The organism is Massilia rubra (assembly GCF_011682065.1).
GTDB classification, from domain to species: Bacteria; Pseudomonadota; Gammaproteobacteria; order Burkholderiales; family Burkholderiaceae_D; genus Telluria_A; species Telluria_A rubra.
In genome coordinates, this window is sequence record NZ_VUYU01000021.1 from 101,885 (window position 1) to 119,204 (window position 17,320).

Consider the following 17,320-nt stretch of genomic DNA (forward strand, 5'->3'; position numbering starts at 1 on the left):
GGTATGGCAGTGATAAACAGTAATCAATTGCGCACGGTCAGGATCGGCTTCATGCCCTTGACCGATTGCGCGTCGCTGGTCATGGCGGCCGAGTGCGGCTTCGACCGCCAGTACGGCATCAGGATCGTGCTCAGCCGCGAGACCTCATGGGCCAATCTGCGCGACAAGCTCGGCTCGGGCGCGCTCGACGCCGCCCATGTGTTGTATGGCCTGATGTACGGCGTGCAGCTGGGCATCGGCTGTCAGCGGCAGGCGATGGCGGTGCTCATGAACCTGAGCCGCAATGGCCAGGCGGTGACCTTGTCGCGCGCGCTGGCGGAGCAGGGCGCGCTCGATGGGCCGAGCCTGGCGCAGCACATGCGCGATCGTCCCCGCAGCACCACGTTCGCCCACACTTTTCCGACTGGTAACCACGCGATGCTGCTGTATTACTGGCTGGCGGCGCACGGCATCGACCCGTTGCGCCAGGCGCGCGCGCTGACGGTGCCGCCGGCCCAGATGGTGGGCAGCTTGCGGGAGGGCATGATCGACGGTTTCTGCGCGGGCGAGCCGTGGGGCCAGCGCGCTATCGACGAGGGTGTGGGCATGACGGCGGTGACCAGCCAGCAAATCTGGCCCGATCATCCGGGCAAGGTGCTGGGAACCACGGCGGCGTTTGCCGCGAGCGAACCGGCTACCTGCCGCGCCATGATCGCGGCGGTGCTCGACGCCAGCCGCTGGATCGAGGCGTCAACCGCCAACAAGGAGCAGACGGCCACGGCGCTGGCCGGGTCGGCCTACCTGAACACGGGCAGGCAAGCCATCGCGGCGCGCCTGGCGGGGCAGTACGACAACGGCGCCGGCGCGCGCTGGACGGATGCGCGGGCGCTGAGTTTTCATGGCGACGGCGAGGTCAATTTTCCGTATCTGTCGGATGGCATGTGGTTCATGACCCAGCACAAAAGGTGGGGCCTGTTGCGCGAGGAGCCGGATTACCTGGGGACGGCGCAGGCGGTCAACCGGATCGACTTGTATAGAGGCGCGGCCGAGATGACCGGAACCCAGTTGCCGGCATCAAGCATGCGCAGCGCGACCCTGATCGACGGCGTGCGCTGGGATGGCAGCGACCCGCGCGGCTATGCCGGGTCGTTTTCGATTCATCAATGAAAGAAGGACGCACGCGTGCACGCATCATTTTCGGGCATTGTTGCACCGCAATGTAGCGTCCGCTTGAATTCCACCCTCGAACCCTTCCATCCCACCCCTGACCCACGCTGGCACGGCGTTTGCTAATCAATACCTATCGGATCAATGGCGATCCCCTGAACAACTTGCGCTGATCTAACGACGGATCGGCAGGACAACGGCGTCCGTCCAACCTGGTTTGATAACCGGGTCTGGTCGGACGCCTTTTTGTTTTTAACGGGATAAAACATGGCCACCAAAGCAAACACCATCGCTCTCTTTAGTATGAGCACACCGCAGATGCGCGCCTTCCACCTGACCTGGATGGCCTTCTTCGTCTGCTTCTTCGCCTGGTTCGCCTGCGCGCCGCTGATGCCCATTATCAAAGGCGAATTCGGCCTCACCCTGGCCCAGGTCGCCAACATCAACATCGCGGCCGTCGCCATCACCATCCTGGTCCGCCTGGTCGTCGGCCCCATGTGCGACCGCTTCGGCCCGCGCAAGGCCTACACCGGCCTGCTGCTGCTCGGCGCCATCCCCGTACTTGGCGTGGCCGCCTCGCAAAGCTACGAAAGCTTCCTGTTCTTCCGCCTCGGCATCGGCGCCGTGGGCGCCAGCTTCGTCATCACCCAGTACCACACCTCGGTCATGTTCGCCCCCAACGTCGTCGGCACCGCCAACGCGGCCGCCGCCGGCTGGGGCAACGCCGGCGGCGGCGCGGCCCAGGCGCTGATGCCCTTGCTGGTCGGCGCGCTGGTGATGCTGGGCGTGAGCGAAGCCCTCGGCTGGCGCGTGGCCCTCCTGGTCCCCGGCGTGCTGATGATCGTCATGGCTGGCCTGTACTGGAAATTTACCCAGGACTGCCCGCAAGGTAACTACGACGCCATGCGCGCCGCCGGCATCCCTATCGAAGGTGGCAAGAAAGGCGGCTGGGAGAGCTTCAAGGCCGCCAGCGCCAATCACCGCGTGTGGCTGCTGTTCGTCACCTACGGCGCCTGCTTCGGTATCGAGATCTTCATCCACAATATCGCCGCCGTCTACTACGTCGACCACTTCAAACTGAGCCTGAAAGAAGCCGGCATGGCCGCCGGCAGCTTCGGCCTGCTGGCGCTGTTCGCCCGTGCGCTGGGCGGCTGGGTATCGGACAAGATGGCCATGCGCGGCACCATCAACAGCCGCGTCACATTGCTGTTCGTGCTGATGATCGGCGAAGGCGCTGGCCTCCTGTGGTTCGCCAAGGCCGACGGCGTCGCCTTCGCGGTGATCGCCATGCTGGTCTTCGGCCTGTTCACCCACATGGCTTGCGGCGCCACGTACGCGCTGGTGCCCTTCATCGACAGCAAGGCCCTCGGCGGCGTGGCCGGCATCATCGGCGCCGGTGGCAACGTGGGTGCGGTCGCTGCCGGCTTCCTGATGAAAGGCACTGGCGACATTGCCCAAACCCTCACCATCCTCAGCGGCCTGGTGCTGCTGTCGGCGCTGTGCGCCATCGCGGTCCGGCTCAGCGCCGCCGTGGACGACCGTCCGGTCGCCGTCAACAATGCAGTCGCTTAGGGAGAACCAGCATGAAGATCATCGTCATCGGCCACGGCATGGTAGGCCACAAATTCCTCGAGTCGCTCGGCGCTGCCGCCGCGCCAGGGTTGGAAGTGACGGTCCTGTGCGAGGAGCCGCGCGCCGCCTACGACCGCGTGCACCTGTCGGAATTCTTCTCCGGTAAATCGGCCGACGACCTGTCGCTGGTGCCGGCCGGTTTCTTCGAGGGCGGCAACATGCTGCTCAAGCTGAACGCGAAGGCCGTCGCCGTCGATCGCGAAGCCAGAACCGTCACCGTCGGCAGTGGCGAAGTGCTGGCCTACGACAAACTGGTATTCGCCACCGGTTCGTATCCGTTCGTGCCGCCGCTGGCCGGCAAGGACCGCAAGGACTGCTTCGTCTACCGCACCATCGAAGACCTGGAAGCGATGCTCGAATGCGGCAAGCGCTCCAGGACCGGCGTGGTGATCGGCGGCGGCCTGCTTGGCCTGGAATGCGCCAAGGCCCTGCGCGACATGCAGCTGCAAACCCACGTGGTGGAATTCGCCCCGCGCCTGATGGCGGTGCAGGTCGACGATGGCGGCGCGCGCGTGCTGCGCACCAAGATCGAAGACCTGGGCGTGACTGTCCACACGCAAAAGAACACGCTCGAGATCATCGACGGCGAAGACGGCACGCACCGCATGAACTTTGCCGACGGCAGCCATCTGGATACCGACATGATCGTCTTCTCGGCCGGCATCCGCCCGCGCGACGACCTGGCGCGCCTGTGCGGGCTGGCGATCGGCCCGCGCGGCGGCATCGCCATCGACAACAGCTGCCTCACGTCCGACCCGGACGTCTACGCCATCGGCGAATGCGCGCTGTGGAACGGCCAGTTGTTCGGCCTCGTGGCGCCGGGCTACGACATGGCCCGCGTCGCCGCGCGCCATTTGCTGGGTGAGCAAGCGGCTGCCTTTACCGGCGCCGACATGAGTACCAAGCTCAAACTGATGGGCGTGGACGTGGCCAGCATTGGCGATCCGCACGCGGCCAGCCCGGGCAGCCGCTCGTACCAGTTCACCGACGAGCGCAAACAGGTCTACAAGAAGATCGTGGTGTCGGACTGCGGCAAATTCCTGCTCGGCGGCGTGATGGTGGGCGACGCCAGCGAGTACGGCACCCTGCTGCAGATGATGTTGAATAAGATCGAGCTGCCCGAGTCGCCCGAATTCCTGATCCTGCCGCAAAGCGACGGCAAGGCGCGCCCGGGCCTGGGCGTGGACGCGCTGCCCGACACGGCCCAGATATGCTCCTGCAACGATGTATCGAAAGGCGACCTGTGCGTCGCCGTGTGCGGTGGCGCCACCACCATCGGCGCGCTTAAAAGCTGCACCAAGGCCGGTTCCACCTGCGGCGGCTGCGTGGCGCTGGTCACGCAGGTGATGAAGGCCGAGATGAAAAAGCAGGGCATGGCCGTCAACAACCACGTCTGCGAACACTTCCCGTACTCGCGCCAGGAGATCTACCACCTGGTCAAGGTCGGCAAGATCACATCCTTCGAAGACCTGCTGGCGCAGCACGGCACGGGACGCGGTTGCGATGTCTGCAAACCGGTGGCCGCCAACGTGCTGGCCTCGACCTGGAACGACTTCGTGCTCAAGCCAGAACACGCCAGCCTGCAGGATTCGAACGATTACTTCCTCGGTAACATCCAGAAGGACGGCACTTATTCGGTGGTTCCGCGCATGCCGGGCGGGGAAGTGACGGCCGATGGCCTGATCGCGGTCGGCATGGTCGCCAAAAAATACAGCCTGTACACCAAGATCACCGGCGGCCAGCGGGTCGACCTGTTCGGCGCGCGCGTCGAGCAGTTGCCTTTCATCTGGGAAGAACTGATCGAGGCCGGTTTTGAGTCGGGCCACGCCTACGGAAAATCGCTGCGCACTGTCAAATCGTGCGTGGGTTCCACCTGGTGCCGCTACGGCGTGGCCGACAGCGTCGGTTTCGCCATCGAACTGGAAAACCGCTACAAAGGCTTGCGCACGCCGCACAAGATCAAGTTCGGCGTCTCCGGCTGCACCCGCGAATGCGCCGAAGCGCAGGGCAAGGACGTGGGCCTGATCGCCACCGAAAAGGGCTGGAACCTGTACGTGTGCGGCAACGGCGGCATGAAGCCGCGCCACGCCGAACTGATTGCCTCGGACCTGGACCAGGAAACCGTGGTGCGCTACATCGACCGCTTCCTGATGTTCTATGTACGCACCGCCGACCGCCTGCAGCGCACCAGCGTCTGGCGCGACAACCTCGAAGGCGGCCTCGATTACCTCAAATCGGTGGTCATCGACGACAAGCTGCACCTGGCCGCCGAACTCGAAGCGGACATGCAGCACGTGGTCGATACCTACGCCTGCGAGTGGAAGAACGCCGTCAACGATCCGGCCACGCGCCAGCGCTTCCGCCATTTCGTCAACAGCGACCAGGCCGACCAGAACGTGGTCTTCATGCCCGAACGCGGCCAGATTCGCCCGGCCACGATCGAAGAACGCAAGCGCGTCATCCCTCTCATCGTCAAAACCGCCTAAGGAGAAGCTCATGCACCGCGATATCGAACTGACCAATTGGACCGCCGTCTGCTCGCTCGACGAGATCGTCCCCAACACCGGCGTGTGCGCACTCCTGAACGGCGAACAGGTCGCCGTGTTCCACGTGGCTGATGCCGAAGAACGCGTCTTCGCCATCGGCAACTACGATCCGAACAGCGGCGTATCGGTACTCTCGCGCGGCCTGGTGGGCAGCTTGGGCGAACGCATCGTGGTGGCCTCGCCGATCTACAAACAGCACTTTGACCTGTTCACCGGCGAATGCCTGGAAGCGCCGGAACACTCGGTGCCGAGCTACCGCGCGCGGGTCGAAGACGGCAAGGTGTGGGTCTGCGCATGACAAACTCCACGACTGCGCCCGTCGCCAGGCAATCGCTGGTCGTCATCGGCAACGGCATGGCCGGCATGCGCACGGTCGAGGAAATGCTCAAGCTGGCGCCGGAGCTGTACGACATCACGGTGTTCGGCGCCGAGCCGCATGGCAATTACAACCGCATCCTGCTCTCGCCGCTGCTGGCCGGCGAAAAGAACATCGACGACATCATGCTGCACACGCGCGAATGGTATGCCGCCAACGGCATCACCTTGCACGCGGGCGACCCGGTGGTGCACATCGACCGCCGCAAGCGCATGGTGCGCTCGCAGTCGGGGCGCGAAGTCTGGTACGACCGTGTGCTACTGGCCACCGGTTCCAAGCCCTTCATCGTGCCGGTGCCCGGCCACAAACTGGCGGGCGTGATCGGTTTTCGCGACATCCAGGATGTCGATACCATGCTGGAAGCGGCCCGCAGCGGCGGCCACGCGGTCGTCATTGGCGGCGGCCTGCTCGGGCTGGAGGCGGCCAACGGCCTGCTACGGCGCGGCATGCAGGTGACCGTGGTGCATGTGATGGACAGCCTGATGAACCAGCAGCTCGACAAACCGGCCGCGCTGCTCCTGAAAACCGCGCTCGAACTCAAAGGCCTGCGCTTCCTGCTCGAAGCGCACACCAGCGAGATCGTGGGAGAGTCGCGCGTCAAAGCGGTGCGCTTCAAGGACGGCAGCGAAATCCCGGCCGACCTGGTCGTCATGGCCGCCGGCGTGCGCCCGAACATCGAGCTGGCCAAGGCGGCCGGCCTGCACTGCGAGCGCGCCATCGTCGTCGACGACACCTTGCAGACCTACGACCCGCGCATCTACGCCGTGGGCGAATGCGTGCAGCACCGCAGCGCCACCTTCGGGCTGGTGGCCCCGATCTGGGACCAGGCCAAGGTCTGCGGCGCGCACCTGGCGCGCAACGGCCACCGCCGCTACGTCCAGCAAGCCACGCCGACCAAGCTGAAAGTGACCGGTGTCGACCTGTATTCGGTCGGCGACTTTATCGGCGGCGAGGGCAGCGAAGACCTGGTGCTGCGCGACCCGCGCCGTGGTATCTACAAACGCCTGGTGTTGGCCGGTAACCGCATCGCGGGCGCCGTCCTGTACGGCGACGTGCAGGACGGCCCCTGGTACTTCGGCCTGATCCAGAACCGCACCGACATATCGGCCATGCGCAGCCGCCTGCTGTTCGGCGAAGCCCTGTGCGCCCAAGCTGCCTGACACGGAGCCCGACTTGAACCTCTCACCAATTCCACTCGCGGTGCGCAGCACCTGTCCCTACTGCGGCGTGGGCTGCGGCGTCACCGCCACGCCCTTGCCCGACGGCGCCATTGCCATCGCGGGCGACGCCAGCCATGCCGCCAATCGCGGCCGCCTGTGCGTGAAGGGAGCGGCGCTGGCCGAAACCCTCGGTCTCGAAGGCCGCCTGCTGCACCCGGCCGTGCGCGAGGACGGCGCGCTGCGCCAGGCCTCGTGGGATGAAGCCCTGGAGCGCGTCGCCGGCGGCCTGCGCGCCATTATTGACGAACATGGGCCGGATGCCGTGGCGCTGTATGTATCAGGCCAGTTGCTGACCGAAGACTATTATGTCGCCAACAAGCTGATGAAAGGGTATATCGGCAGCGCCAACATCGACACCAACTCGCGCCTGTGCATGTCGTCGGCCGTGGCCGGCCACAAACGCGCCTTCGGCGCCGACCTGGTGCCGGGCTGCTACGAAGACTTCGACCTGGCCGACATGGTGGTGCTGGTCGGCTCGAACACGGCGTGGTGCCACCCGATCCTGTTCCAGCGCATCGCGCGCCTGAAGGATGCGCGCCCCGAAGTGCGCATCGTCGTCATCGACCCGCGCCGCACCGCCACCTGCGAACTGGCCGACCTGCACCTGCCGGTCAAACCGGGCACCGACGTGTGGCTGTTCAATGGTTTGCTGAGCTACCTGGCGAAAAGCGGCGTGCAGGACACGGCATTCATCGAAGCGCACACCAACGGCCTGGAACAGGCGCTGGACGCGGCGCAGGTCGATTGCGCCGATCCGCTGGCGGTGGCGCGCCACTGCCGCATCGATCCCGACGACCTGATGGCTTTCTACGGCGGCTTTGCGGCGACCACGAAAGTGATCACGGCCTTCTCGCAAGGGGTGAACCAGTCCTCGGCGGGCACCGATAAAGTCAACAGCATCATCAACTGCCACCTGCTCACGGGCCGCATCGGCCAGCCGGGCATGGGACCGTTTTCGATCACCGGCCAGCCGAACGCCATGGGCGGGCGCGAAGTGGGCGGCCTGGCCAACATGCTGGCCGCGCACATGGAGCTGGACAATCCGGAGCACCGCGACACGGTGCAAACCTTCTGGTCGTCGCCACGCATTGCGGAGAAGGGCGGTTTGAAGGCGGTCGACCTGTTCAAGGCGATCGAGGCAGGCGCGGTCAAGGCGGTGTGGGTGATCGCCACCAATCCGATGGTGAGCATGCCGGATGCGAACCAGGTCCAGCGCGCGCTGGAAAAGTGCGAGCTGGTGGTGGTCTCCGACATCATCGCCAACACCGACACGAATGCGTTTGCCGACGTGCTGCTGCCGGCGCTGGGCTGGGGCGAGAAGGATGGCACGGTCACCAATTCGGAGCGCCTGATTTCGCGCCAGCGCGCCTTTTTGCCGGCTCCCGGCGAAGCGCGCGCCGACTGGCGCATGTTGGCCGACGTGGCGCGGCGCATGGGGTTTGACGGTTTTGACTTCGATAGTTCGCATGCGGTCTTCGACGAACACGCGCGTTTGAGCGACTTCCGCAACGACGGTGCGCGCATGTTCAACCTGGCGGGCCTGTGCGGCCTGCCAGCGCCCGACTACGACAAGCTCGAACCGGTGCAGTGGCCGGTGCGGCGCGGCGCCGACGGCGCCCTGGAAGGCAGCGCGCGCCTGTTCGCCGACCGCCGTTTCGCCCACGCCGACGGCAAGGCGCGCTTCATCGCCACGGCGCCGCGCGCGCCGGTCAACGCGGTCGATCCCGAGTATCCGCTGGTGCTCAACACCGGGCGCGTGCGCGACCAGTGGCACACCATGAGCCGCACCGGCCGCGCGCCGCGCCTGGCCGACCATACGGCCGAAGCCTTCATCGACATGCATCCGCAAGACGCGCTGCTGTACGGCGTGCGCGAAGGGGAGCTGGCGCGCGTGTCGAGCCAGTGGGGTGCGATGGTGGCGCGCGTGCAGCATGGCGGCGGCATCGCGCGCGGATCGGTGTTCGTGCCGATTCACTGGAACGGCCAGACCGCGTCCGACGCGCGCGTGGGCACCGTGGTCAATCCGGCGGTCGATCCGGTGTCGGGCGAGCCGGAATTCAAGCATACGCCGGTGCAGGTGGAGCGCTTCGGCGTGGCGTGGCACGCTTTTGTATTGAGCCGCAGCGAGCTGGCGCTGGACCAGGTTGCGCACTGGACGCGGGTGCAGGGCCGTGGCTTTGCGCGCTACGAGATGGCCGGGCGCGGCCAGTTGCGCGAGCGGGCCGCCTGGGCGCGCGCGCTGCTCGGCGTGAGCATGGATGCCGACTGGCTCGATTACGAAGACGCCAGCGATGGCGTGTATCGCGCCGTGCACGTGGTGGGCGAGCGCATCGAACAGTGCATCTTCCTCTCGCCACGGACCGACCTGCCGGCGCGCGCCTGGCTGGCCAGCCTGTTCGCCAGCGATTCGCTCACCCAGCTCGACCGCGCCGGGCTGCTGGCCGGGCAGGCGCTCGGCATGCGGCTTGATAACGGGCCGACCGTGTGTTCCTGCTTCGGCGTCGGGCGCAACACGATCTGCGAGGCGATCGTCGCGCGCGACCTCAAAACGGTGCCGGAAGTGACGGCGTGCCTGAAAGCGGGCGGCAATTGCGGCTCCTGCGTGCCGGAGATCAAAGTGCTGTTAATGCAGACGAGGGCGCGCGAAACCGCCTGAAAATGTTGCCTGTGATTGTGATGTGAATGATATTATTGCCCGCATTAAACGATCTTACCTGCGGGAACACGGCGATGGCGATGGAACTGGAAGCGGCAGGCGCCTTGAGCGTGGCGGAGGCGGGCGCGCACGGGCATGGCGCACATGGACATGCGAGCACCTGCGCCAACTGCGGCGCTGCGCTGACAGGCCCGTTTTGCCATCTGTGCGGGCAGCACGCGCACGTGCACAAGTCCTTGCTGCACCTGGGCGAAGAGGTGTTGCACGGCATTCTGCACTTCGACGCCAAGGGCTGGCGCACGATCCCCATGCTGGTCGCCAGGCCCGGCGAGCTGACGCGGCGCTACATCGACGGCCAGCGTACCCGCTTCGTGTCGCCGCTGGCCTTGTTTTTGTTCCTGGTGTTTTTCCTGTTTTTTGTGGCGTCGCTCAGCAGCGGACCGACGCGCGTGAACATGTCCGACCCGGCATCGCGGGCCGAAGCGCGTGCCGAGTTCGTACAGGAAGTGGAGCAGGCAAAGGCGGCGCTGCGCGCTGCCGACGGCGCCGGGCAGGCCGATGCCAAAGCCGAGCTGGCCGGCGCCGAGATGGCGCTCGGGCTATTCGACAAATACGGCGCTGGCGGAAGCGAACGTCGCTGGTTTATATCGAATAAATTCAGCATGAAAACCGCGTGGCCGGCGCTTGACGCCGCCGTCAAGCATGCGGCCGAGAATCCGGCGTTGACGATCTATAAGCTCAAAAGCAGTGGCGCCAAGTTTTCCTTCTTGCTGGTGCCGATCTCGCTGCCTTTCTTGTGGCTGCTGTTCTTCTGGCGGCGCGGCGTGACGATGTACGACCACGCGGTGTTTTCGCTGTACTCGCTGTCGTTCATGGCGCTCATGTTCGCGCTGGTGTTTGCGATCGGTGCGGCCGGCATGGGCATCGTGGCGGGCGCCGTGGTGCTGTTGGCGCCACCGGTCCACATGTTCCTGCAACTGCGCGGCGCTTATGCACTCAGCACTGGCGAGGCCTTGTGGCGCACCGTGGCGCTGTTGTGCATGGCGGGCGTGGTCTTCCTGCTCTACATGGCCTTGATTCTGCTGCTGAGCGTCGCATGAAGGATGCCGTCATGACATGGGCCGGCTGCCTGATGAGCATCGCCGGTGTGCTGATCGTGCTGCTGACGTTCGACCGCCCGGAATGGGCATGGCCAGTGGGCGGAGCGGCATTGGTGCTGCTTGGCTTGCTGTTGATCTACCTCTCCCGGCGCCGTCGGCGTGACGACGACGACCACTGCGGCCTGAGCATTGTCGACGATGTCGCCGATGTCTTCGATGCCATGGACGGGGATTAGCTGCCGGGTGCCTCGGGCCCCGGTCGTGCAACTCCCCGCCCGCGTGCTTATACCTTTTTGACGAACTCCGACTTCAGGCTCATGGCGCCGAAACCATCGATCTTGCAATCGATGTCGTGGTCGCTGTCGACCAGGCGGATGTTCTTGACCTTGGTGCCCATCTTGACCGTGCCGCCCGATCCCTTGAGCTTCAAATCCTTGATGACGCTGACAGTGTCGCCATCCTGCAACACATTCCCCGCAGCATCACGATAAACCTTTGGTCCCTCATCGGCCGCCGCCGCACCTTCCTGCGCGCTCCATTCGTGGGCGCACTCCGGGCAGACAAGATTGCTGCCGTCTTCATAAGTAAATTCTGAATTGCATTTAGGGCAGGGGGGAAGTGCGCTCATAGGAATCGTCCTGAAGTTGCTTGAAAGACGATGAGTATACAGGGTGCCGCACCTGCGCGAACAGTTGCATGTTGAGTAGAAGCAATGCTTCTCGTAAACAGTGATGCAAACATGGCTCTTCTTAAGGCTTCAATTCGAATGAATACTCTGATAATTGCCTTAGAGCATTAAAACATTCCAAATAGAACGAGGAGCATCACCATGGCACCGAACATCGCATTGAACAGCATCCGCCGTCCGGCACATGTGGTTGTCGACCGGGCCGGCGTCGGCGCGCCAGTGACGATCGAATTGCTGCCTTTTACCGTGCGCCCGGTGCGCACCGAAGCCGACCTGCGCAAGGCGGTGGCCGTGCGCCAGGCCGCTTACGCGCGCCACCTGCCGGAGTTCGCCCGCTCGCTGGAACAGCCCGAAGCGGCCGACTACGACGGCGACACGGTGATCCTGCTGGCCGAATCGAAGCAAGACGGCAGCGCGCTGGGCAGCGTGCGCATCCAGACCAATTTCCGCCAGGCGCTGCACGTGGAAGAATCGGTCGACCTGCCGCTGTGGCTGGCATCGCAGCGGCTGGCCGAAGTGACCCGGCTCGGCATCGTGGAAGGGCGCATCGGGCGCCAGGTGAAACTGGCGCTGATCAAGGCCTGTTTCGAGCATTGCGAGCACAACGGCGTGGACACGGCCGTGGTCAGCGGCCGCGCCCCGATCGACCGCCAGTACGAGCAACTGCTGTTCACCGATGTGTTCGCCAGCCGCGACCCGGTGATCCTGCGCCATGTCGGCAACCTGCCGCACCGGATCATGTACTTCGACATCGCCAGCGGCCAGGAACGCTGGGAAGCGGCGCGCCATCCCTTGCTCGATTTCTTTTGCCATACACGCCATCCGGACATCGATCTTGGCCGCCATGTTCCTGCCGCCTGGAAACACGGCTTGCCGCGCAGTCAGCAAGCCGCCGGGGCTGTTGTTGTTGGGCTCGCTGCGTAATCAATCAAACTGTGACGGCGCGGGAGTAACGATGTATGCTTTGACATGATTGCCGCCTAAGAGCAACGAATGGCGGCGCCAGTTGTGCAGCCGGATGCCGCCCATGTCAATGCCGACTTCCTCGTCCCACGCGCCACGTAAACGCGTACAACACGCTCTCGAAGCGTTGTTGCGCTTGCTGTCTTTCTATCTGGTTCCGCTCGCCATTGCGCTGCTGTCGCTGCTGGCGCTGGCGTTCTGGACTAACCAGTACCGCAGCGTCGAGGGCGGGCCGCTGCCGCTGCGCGTCATGGCGCACGCCGACGCCACGCTCGCGCCAGGGCAGGCGCTGGCGCAAGTGACTGGTTTACCGGAAGTCATGGCCCGCGAAACGCGCATGTCGCCCGATCCGCTCTGGTTCAGCATGGTTGCCGACCCGCAAGCGGGAACGGTGATCGAATTTCCTTCACGCCACATGACCGAGATCGCTTGTTGGGATGGCGCGACCCTGCGTTCGCTGGGAAATTCCACCCGTTCCGCGTCGAGTGGCGCCGTGGCGCCGCTGCGGGCGGGGTTTGCGCTGACCTTGACGCCCGCGCCCGGCGCGCGCGCGCAGGCACGGGGACCGGAGCGCTTGCTGTGCCGCGCCGTGCTCATCGGTCCGGCGAGACTGTCCGCGACCCAATGGCAGCCGCAGGAACTGGCGCTGGCGGTACAGCAATTTCACCGCAAGTCGGGCCTGCTCGACGGCGGCATGATCGTGCTGACCTTGTTCGTACTGACGACCGCGCTGATCAACCGCCAGGCCCTGTACGTGCTGCTGGCCGGCTGGCTGATCCTGAACCTGCGCATGGGGGCGCTCTCGGCCGGCTGGGATATCCAGTGGCTGGGCCAGGTCGTGCCGGACCGCTGGCTGTTGCCGAGCCGCGCCCTGACCATCGCCCTGTACGCGATCTCGACCCTGACCTTGTACCAGACCCTGTTCCGCGAGCGGCTGGCCAACACGCGCTACCGCACCCCGCTGCGCGTTGCCGAATGGTGCTGCCTGCCGCTGCTGGTGCTGTCGGTCATCTTGCCGTACCATCTTTTCCTGCCCATCATGTGGGGCTTTGTGGCGTATGGATTGCTGCTGATGACGCTCGGGCTGGTCAACGTGATGTCGCAGTCGCACATGCGGGTGGCGTTCTGGTTCGCCGCCTCGTTCGCGGTGACCATGCTGTCGGGCCTGGCCGAAGTCATCGCCGCCGCGCTGGGCGTGCGCGACCTGACCGGCCTGGTCAACAGCGTCACGGCCGCGCTCGCGTCCAGCCTGCTGGCCGCGCTGGCGGTGGCCGAGCAGATGCGCCAGGAAACCGAACAGCGCATCGCCGCCCAGGCCGAATTGCAGCATACCTACGAAGCCATGCCGATCGGCCTGTTCACGCTCGATCTGGAAGGGCAATTTCTCAGCGCTAACCCAACCATGCACCGGATGCTCGGCGCCGATGCGGCCGTGATCGCCGGAAAGAATTTTCAGCAATTCTTCGCCGATGGGGTCTGGGGCACCTTGTCCACCCTGGTGCAGGAGCATCCCGACGCCGAGCTGCGCATCGAAGACCGCAGCGGCGCGCATTGCTTCCTGGTGCGTGCGACCCTGGCGCGCGGCAAGATCGAAGGCGTGCTGCAAGATACGACCGAGCAGCACAAGGCTACCGAGCAATTGCGCTTCATGGCCAATAACGATGCGCTGACCAAGGTCTACAATCGGCGCGGCATCGAGCGCGTGTTCGAGCAAGCCTGTTTCAAGCCGATGACCCTGGCTTATCTCGACCTCGACCGCTTCAAGCTGATCAACGACCTGTTCGGCCACCTGGCCGGCGACGAAGTACTCAAGCAAGTGTGCGAGCGCATCGGCGCCGTGCTCAGCGGTGACCAGCGGATCGGCCGGGTGGGCGGCGATGAATTCGTGATCATCATGCCGGAAACCTCGATTCGCGTGGCCGCGCTGATCTGCCGTTGCCTGGTCGGGCGCATCGGCAACACGCCCTACCGCGTGGGCGACAAAGCGTTTCACGTGCGCGGCTCGATCGGCCTGATCGAAGTGCAGCCCGGCATGCAAATGAAAGATGCCGTCTCGACCGCCGACCGCGCCTGCCGCGAAGCCAAGAGCGGTCACCGTGACGGCCTGGTCGTGTACGAGCGCGATTCCTCGGCCTTTATCGAACGCGAGGCCGAGCTGAACCTGGTCGAGCGCCTGTCGGCCAACGACGCCACCGCGTGCATGGTGCTCGAAATGCAGCCGATCATGTCGCTCAAAATGCCCTACGATTCGATGAACTTCGAAGTCTTGCTGCGCATGCGCGAAGCGGACGGTACCTTGCTGGCGGCCGGGCCGATCATCGCCGCCGCCGAGAAAAGCGGGCGCATGGGCGTGATCGACCGCTGGGTGCTGTCGACGACCTTGAGCTGGATCGAACGCAATGCCGACATGCTGGTCAATACCCAGTTCGTGTGCATGAACCTGTCGGGCGCCTCGCTCAACGACGAACGTTTCATCCAGGACACCATCGATATCCTGCGCCGCCACCGCGACGCCGCCAGCCGCTTGTGCATGGAAATTACCGAAAGCGTCGCCTTGCACGACCTGAACAACACGCGGCGCTTCATCGACCAGGTGCGCAACTTCGGGGTCAAGGTGGCGCTCGACGATTTTGGCGCGGGCTATACGTCCTTCTCCTACCTCAAGGAATTACCGGCGGACATACTCAAGATCGATGGCAACTTTATCGTCAATATGAATGCGCATCCTGCCGACGTCGCCATTGTCGAGGCGATCGTCAAGCTGGCGGTCAACCTGGGCATGAAGACGATTGCCGAATGGGCCGAGGATCGCGCCACGGTGCAGACCTTGGCCGATATTGGGGTGGACTACGTGCAAGGTTTTGTGATCGCATCGTCAATGGCGCCGGATATCTTGCTCACTGTCAGCTCGGCCGCCGGCTTTATCGTCGACGAAGAACTGAACCTGCTCGTCGGCACGCTGGGCACGCCCGGCAAGGCGCCTGTACCGGCGGTAGCGGTCGATGAAGCGCCGGTGACGGGCTTGCACTGAACTGCCTGGCCGCGCGCGGGTCGAAACCTGATCAACATCCTTAAGAAGGGGACGAGCGATGATCGAGCATGCGGTATTGGGAGTGTTTGACGACCTCGACAAGGCTGGGCAGGCGCGCGCCGCCTTGTTGGCCGACGGCTTCGACGCCGATGCGCTGGAACTGAAGGTGCATAACGACGAAGCGGGGCCGGTGGAAGGCAATTTTTACGTGGGCAATACGCCCAGCGAAAGCGCACAGCACGTCTACGACAGGAATTACGCCAATCCGGTCCAGCGCGCGCAATGCATGCTGGTGGTCGATGCCAACGACGCAGCCATGGCGGCGCGGGCGGGCGCCATCATGGCCGGTTTCGGCGCGCGCGATCCGAATCAATTGTCCGCCACGGGAGGGGGCGGGGCGCCTTTGCCGGCCCGCCCTTCCAGATGACGGCAGGCGGCGGGCGCGGCCCTTACTGGCGGGGTGCCATCGGCTTTTCGCTCGACTGAGCGCCCGCGCGCGGCATTGGCGTGCCTTCCAGCAGGCTTTTCAGGCGCCCGAGGTCTTCTTCCAACGCGTGCTCCGGGTCGCCGCCGAACAGCGTGGCCACCGCTTGGCCCATGGCCCCCGCCGGCGGCCGGTACGACAAGCGGACCGTGGCCAGCGTACCCCCGCGCGACGGTTCAAGCCGCACCGATCCCGCTTGCTCCACTTGCGCGCCGGGCGCGCTGCGCCAGGCCAGGCGGCGCGGTGGCACCTGCTCGGTCAGCAACGCATCAAAGCTGAACTCGCTGCCGGCCGGGCCTTTGACCACCCAATGCGACCGCCGGTTGCCGAGCTCGCGCACCTCGACCACATTCGCCATGAAGCGCGGAAAGTTGTCGTAGCTCGCCCACAGCTCGTACACCTGCTCGGGCGCGGCGTCGATGCTGATGGTTTTTTCCAGCTCCACCATGCCGCTGCGCCCTTGCTGGCGCGACAGCCCGGGCAGGGCGCCCTTCGTCATGGAGCGCATCAGCAGCGCCGCGCCAGCCAGGCCCACGACCATGGCAAGCGGCATGCGCCTGGTCAGCATGCTGGCCAGGCCGAGCGTGCCGCCGCCCAGCATGGCGGCATTGCGCGGCGAGAATGGCCACAAGGACTGCGCGGAGAAGGGACGGCGACTGGCATCACTGGTGCCGGCGCTCTTCAGCGCCGTTGAGGCATCGCCCTGGCGGCGGCTGGTATCGGCGCCTCCCGCGCCATCGGCGTCGTCCAGCCCGGCATTGCCGGCGCCAGTGGTGCGGCCGCTGCGGCCGGGTCCATCGGCGCCGATCCGCTCGCTGACGCCATGCACGACTTTTTCGAGCATGTCGCCGCCTTGCCGGCCCAGGTCGCGCAGTTTCGCTCCGGACAGCGCGCGTCGCGGCGCGCCCCGGTCCGGGTCCATCATGTACATGGCGAGCGCGCCGAGCGCCGCGCCGCCCAGCCATTTACCGAGGTGAAGATCGTGTTCGGACGTTTGTTTCATGGTTCTCTCCGTTCGCTTGTGTTGGTGGATGAACGCTGCCCTCGCGCGCCTGGTCGCGCCAGGCGAGGGCCAGCAGGTCTTGTACTTCCGCGTCGCCGGTCTGGTCGAATTGGCGGTACCACTGGCCGACCGCGCGGAAGTCGGGCGGCTGGCTCAGGCACACCAGTTCGTCGACTTGCGCGGCGAGCGCGGCGCAACTGTCCGGAGCGCCCACCGGCACGGCGACCACGATGCGCCGCGCCCCGCGCAAACGCGCCGCCCTGATCGCCACGCGCATGGTGGCGCCGGTGGCCAGTCCGTCGTCGACCAACATGACGGTCCGGCCCGTCAGATCGGGTTCGGCGCGCGCGCCACGGTACTGGCGCGGGGGGCGCGGGGGGGGGGGCCGCGCGCGGGGGGGGGGGGGCGCGCCGAGGGGCGCCCCCACCCCGGGGGGCCGGGGGGGGGGGGGGGGGGGGCCCCCGCGGCCCCCCCC

General features: G+C 65.5%; 14 protein-coding genes. 11 read left to right on the forward strand and 3 right to left on the reverse strand.

The window, feature by feature from the left end; translation table 11 throughout:
- Positions 1 to 3 precede the first annotated feature (3 nt).
- From F0185_RS25205 to F0185_RS25240, 8 genes are all read left to right on the forward strand, one after another.
- Positions 4 to 1,146, forward strand: coding sequence for a CmpA/NrtA family ABC transporter substrate-binding protein (locus tag F0185_RS25205; RefSeq protein ID WP_167229135.1), 1,143 nt, complete (start codon positions 4 to 6; stop codon positions 1,144 to 1,146).
- 267 nt (positions 1,147 to 1,413) lie between these two features.
- Positions 1,414 to 2,718, forward strand: coding sequence for an MFS transporter (locus F0185_RS25210; RefSeq protein WP_167229137.1), 1,305 nt, complete (start codon positions 1,414 to 1,416; stop codon positions 2,716 to 2,718).
- Positions 2,719 to 2,729: 11 nt separating this feature from the next.
- Positions 2,730 to 5,264, forward strand: a complete 2,535-nt coding sequence (gene nirB / locus F0185_RS25215) for a nitrite reductase large subunit NirB (RefSeq protein WP_167229139.1) — start codon at positions 2,730 to 2,732, stop codon at positions 5,262 to 5,264.
- Between the two features lie 10 nt (positions 5,265 to 5,274).
- The gene (nirD, locus tag F0185_RS25220; RefSeq protein ID WP_166895338.1) at positions 5,275 to 5,622 is read left to right on the forward strand and encodes a nitrite reductase small subunit NirD; all 348 of its coding nucleotides are present in this window, start codon (positions 5,275 to 5,277) and stop codon (positions 5,620 to 5,622) included.
- Positions 5,619 to 6,860 (forward strand): NAD(P)/FAD-dependent oxidoreductase, encoded by a 1,242-nt coding sequence (locus tag F0185_RS25225; RefSeq protein ID WP_223164576.1) that lies wholly within the window; start codon positions 5,619 to 5,621, stop codon positions 6,858 to 6,860. Before nirD ends, F0185_RS25225 begins: the two co-directional genes overlap by 4 nt.
- Before the next feature lie 13 nt (positions 6,861 to 6,873).
- Positions 6,874 to 9,576: a nitrate reductase gene (locus F0185_RS25230; RefSeq protein WP_167229142.1), complete on the forward strand. Its 2,703-nt coding sequence runs from the start codon at positions 6,874 to 6,876 to the stop codon at positions 9,574 to 9,576.
- A gap of 74 nt (positions 9,577 to 9,650) precedes the next feature.
- On the forward strand, positions 9,651 to 10,676 hold the full coding sequence (locus F0185_RS25235; protein ID WP_167229145.1) for a DUF3667 domain-containing protein: 1,026 nt from the start codon (positions 9,651 to 9,653) through the stop codon (positions 10,674 to 10,676).
- The gene (locus tag F0185_RS25240) at positions 10,673 to 10,912 is read left to right on the forward strand and encodes a hypothetical protein (RefSeq protein WP_167229147.1); all 240 of its coding nucleotides are present in this window, start codon (positions 10,673 to 10,675) and stop codon (positions 10,910 to 10,912) included. The genes F0185_RS25235 and F0185_RS25240 overlap by 4 nt, the downstream gene beginning before the upstream one ends.
- Positions 10,913 to 10,959: 47 nt before the next feature.
- On the opposite strand, the gene F0185_RS25245 is transcribed toward F0185_RS25240, so the two are convergent.
- Positions 10,960 to 11,304: a zinc ribbon domain-containing protein YjdM gene (locus tag F0185_RS25245; protein ID WP_166876897.1), complete on the reverse strand. Its 345-nt coding sequence runs from the start codon at positions 11,302 to 11,304 to the stop codon at positions 10,960 to 10,962.
- A gap of 201 nt (positions 11,305 to 11,505) precedes the next feature.
- Between F0185_RS25245 and F0185_RS25250 the strand changes: the two genes are divergently transcribed.
- From F0185_RS25250 to F0185_RS25260, 3 genes are all read left to right on the forward strand, one after another.
- Positions 11,506 to 12,288, forward strand: a complete 783-nt coding sequence (locus tag F0185_RS25250; protein ID WP_167229149.1) for a hypothetical protein — start codon at positions 11,506 to 11,508, stop codon at positions 12,286 to 12,288.
- Positions 12,289 to 12,457: 169 nt separating this feature from the next.
- Positions 12,458 to 15,358: a putative bifunctional diguanylate cyclase/phosphodiesterase gene (locus tag F0185_RS25255; RefSeq protein ID WP_229477175.1), complete on the forward strand. Its 2,901-nt coding sequence runs from the start codon at positions 12,458 to 12,460 to the stop codon at positions 15,356 to 15,358.
- A gap of 58 nt (positions 15,359 to 15,416) precedes the next feature.
- Complete coding sequence (locus F0185_RS25260; protein ID WP_167229151.1) at positions 15,417 to 15,785, forward strand: hypothetical protein; 369 nt, start codon at positions 15,417 to 15,419, stop codon at positions 15,783 to 15,785.
- A 22-nt stretch (positions 15,786 to 15,807) separates the two neighbouring features.
- Here the strand turns inward: F0185_RS25260 and F0185_RS25265 are convergent, their stop codons facing one another.
- A complete protein-coding gene (locus F0185_RS25265; RefSeq protein ID WP_167229153.1) occupies positions 15,808 to 16,845 on the reverse strand; it encodes an SRPBCC family protein in 1,038 nt (345 codons plus the stop codon).
- Positions 16,808 to 17,272 (reverse strand): phosphoribosyltransferase family protein, encoded by a 465-nt coding sequence (locus tag F0185_RS25270; protein ID WP_370664061.1) that lies wholly within the window; start codon positions 17,270 to 17,272, stop codon positions 16,808 to 16,810. Before F0185_RS25270 ends, F0185_RS25265 begins: the two co-directional genes overlap by 38 nt.
- Positions 17,273 to 17,320 lie beyond the last annotated feature (48 nt).

Bases quoted from the DNA above. Each gene is read 5' to 3' on its own strand.
- nirB (WP_167229139.1), top strand. From the start codon at position 2,730: ATGAAGATCATCGTCATCGGCCACGGCATGGTAGGCCACAAATTCCTC.
- F0185_RS25260 (WP_167229151.1), top strand. From the start codon at position 15,417: ATGATCGAGCATGCGGTATTGGGAGTGTTTGACGACCTCGACAAGGCT.
- F0185_RS25250 (WP_167229149.1), top strand. From the start codon at position 11,506: ATGGCACCGAACATCGCATTGAACAGCATCCGCCGTCCGGCACATGTG.
- F0185_RS25265 (WP_167229153.1), bottom strand. From the start codon at position 16,845: ATGAAACAAACGTCCGAACACGATCTTCACCTCGGTAAATGGCTGGGC.
- F0185_RS25225 (WP_223164576.1), top strand. From the start codon at position 5,619: ATGACAAACTCCACGACTGCGCCCGTCGCCAGGCAATCGCTGGTCGTC.
- F0185_RS25235 (WP_167229145.1), top strand. From the start codon at position 9,651: ATGGCGATGGAACTGGAAGCGGCAGGCGCCTTGAGCGTGGCGGAGGCG.
- F0185_RS25205 (WP_167229135.1), top strand. From the start codon at position 4: ATGGCAGTGATAAACAGTAATCAATTGCGCACGGTCAGGATCGGCTTC.
- F0185_RS25210 (WP_167229137.1), top strand. From the start codon at position 1,414: ATGGCCACCAAAGCAAACACCATCGCTCTCTTTAGTATGAGCACACCG.
- F0185_RS25240 (WP_167229147.1), top strand. From the start codon at position 10,673: ATGAAGGATGCCGTCATGACATGGGCCGGCTGCCTGATGAGCATCGCC.
- F0185_RS25245 (WP_166876897.1), bottom strand. From the start codon at position 11,304: ATGAGCGCACTTCCCCCCTGCCCTAAATGCAATTCAGAATTTACTTAT.
- nirD (WP_166895338.1), top strand. From the start codon at position 5,275: ATGCACCGCGATATCGAACTGACCAATTGGACCGCCGTCTGCTCGCTC.